The organism is Pseudomonas helleri, from assembly GCF_009600315.1.
Lineage (GTDB): Bacteria > Pseudomonadota > Gammaproteobacteria > Pseudomonadales > Pseudomonadaceae > Aquipseudomonas > Aquipseudomonas helleri_A.
The window spans coordinates 1-2,053 of record NZ_WIWC01000087.1 but is presented as its reverse complement, the minus strand read 5'-3'; the positions used below and the strand labels follow the sequence as shown (position 1 = coordinate 2,053).

The 2,053-nt window shown below is 56.4% G+C and carries 2 protein-coding genes; both read right to left on the bottom strand.

The features are described 5' to 3' along the window. Positions 1–45: 45 nt before the first annotated feature. Positions 46–1,590, bottom strand: a complete 1,545-nt coding sequence (tnpC, locus tag GHN86_RS22930) for an IS66 family transposase (protein WP_153387382.1) — start codon at positions 1,588–1,590, stop codon at positions 46–48. A gap of 18 nt (positions 1,591–1,608) precedes the next feature. Then, complete coding sequence (tnpB, locus tag GHN86_RS22925) at positions 1,609–1,968, bottom strand: IS66 family insertion sequence element accessory protein TnpB (RefSeq protein WP_228389647.1); 360 nt, start codon at positions 1,966–1,968, stop codon at positions 1,609–1,611. Positions 1,969–2,053 lie beyond the last annotated feature (85 nt).

Genomic DNA, 2,053 nt, shown 5'->3' with positions numbered 1-2,053 from the left:
GTATGCGATCCATAAACCCCACCTGCCCAACAGTGGGTTAACGGCTTACCGTGGCATTTCTGGCGAGCAGTTCCACGGCAGCAGTGCTTCGTAGTCTGCTACTGACGAGGCGTGCGGCAGCCGCTCAAGTACGTGGCGCAGCCACGTATAAGGCTCTTGGCCGTTGACCTTGGCGGTCTCGACCAGGCTGTAGATCTTCGCGCTGGCACTGGCGCCGTTGACGGTATCGCTGAACAGCCATGCCTTGCGCCCGATCACAAACGGCTTGATTGCTCTTTCGGCCGCATTGTTGTCGATAGGCAAGTAACCCGCTTCCACATAGCGATCCAGCCTGCTCCAGTTATTCGCCAGATAATGCACAGCCTTGCCCAACGCACTTTGCGGTGTCACCTGCGATTGGGTTTTATCCAGCCAGCTTTTCAGTTGCGCCAGGATCGGCAGGCTTTTCTCCTGACGACCGACAAACCGCTGTTCATCGCTGACGTCCTTGAGCTCGCGCTCGATGCCGTACAGCTTGTTGATCATCGTCAGCGCGATATCGGCCCGTCCGGTTTTACCCTTGGGCTGCACTTTTTGCGCGTCCACGAACTTGCGTCGTGCATGGGCCATGCACGCCAGACGTTCCACACCTGGCTGCAACGCCAACGCGTTATAGCCGGCGTAATCGTCGGTCATGACATAGCCACGGTAACTTTCCAGCAAGCGCAACGGCACCTCCTGCGCACGGCTGGAGGTGTAATCAAACAGCACGACTTTACGATCCGGCGGACCACTGGCTTGCACCCACATCCAGGATTGACTGGTCGGGTCTCGATCCGGTTCTTTCAACACCTGAACACGGGTTTCATCGCAGTGAATCACTGGACTTTCCAGCAACCGGTCGCGCATCAAATTAAGCAGTGGCTGGAAATGCTCGCTGCACTGGATCACCCAACGTGCCAAGGTCTGGCGTGGGATATCGATGCCGTGCCGGCTGAGTACCGTTTCAAATCGATGCAACGGTAAACCGTCGACATACTTGGTGGTCAACAGCATGGCCAGCACGCTGGGGCTGGCCATGCTTTTCTCGATCAGTTGGGCGGGCTTGTCGGCGGTGACCGGTGCGGCTTCACAGCCACGGCAACCGTAGACCTTGCGGATATGTTTGATGACCCGGATCTGCATCGGCACGATGTCCAGTTGCTCACTGGTCTCTTCGCCGATGGCGTGTTTGCGGCAACCACAAGCACAGGTCAATTCGTGTTCGGGTAGTTCATGGATGACTTCGATACGCGGCAGTTCAACCGACAATGGCTGGCGTTTGCCGCGGCGTGGTATTGGCTTAACGACTTCTTCATCAACGTCGCCCACTAGCGGCATAGGCTCGCTTTCAGGTTCGTTAAAAAGCGCCAGTTGCGGCGTATTAGGTTCAACGCTTTGTTCTGACTTGCGCCCAAACAGGCGGTCGCGCAACAGCTTGATCTGTTCTTTCAGGTCGACGATATGGGTCTGATAAGCCTGAGCTGTTTCCTCCTGGCGATTGAGGGCCTCAAGCAGCAGTTGCTTGAGCAAAACAGGATCATCAGGAAGGTCATCGGGCAGAGAAATCATGGCCCGGATTATACCGGGTCACGCCACGTAGCGCGGCGTCAAAACCTGATGAGGACGATTACGCCAGAGATCAAAACCGTCGAGCAACCAGTTGAGTTCCTGGACGGTCAGAATGATCGCCTCGTCGGTGGCCTCTGGCGATGTTTTGAAACGCTCGGATTCGAGGCGCTTGAGCCAAAGGCAGAAGCCGTTGCGTTCCCAATAGAGGATCTTCACGCGGTTGCGTGGCTTGTTGAGAAACACGAAGAGCACGGGGTCGAACACCGCCACTTTGATATCCAGTTCGACCAGAGCGGCCAGGCCGTCAATGGATTTTCGGAAGTCGACGGGCTTGGGGTAGAGATAAACTTTTTCGACTTTGGCGTCGGGGCGCATCATGGCGGCTGGCTCCAGAAAGAAAATCGGGAGCACAGCATCGGGGGTCAGCTAAGCGCTTTGAATATGGGGTTCATGGAGCGCTTAC

What these genes read in the sequence shown, in the direction of transcription:
- tnpC (WP_153387382.1), bottom strand. Translation starts at nt 1,590, where the DNA reads ATGATTTCTCTGCCCGATGACCTTCCTGATGATCCTGTTTTGCTCAAG.
- tnpB (WP_228389647.1), bottom strand. Translation starts at nt 1,968, where the DNA reads ATGATGCGCCCCGACGCCAAAGTCGAAAAAGTTTATCTCTACCCCAAG.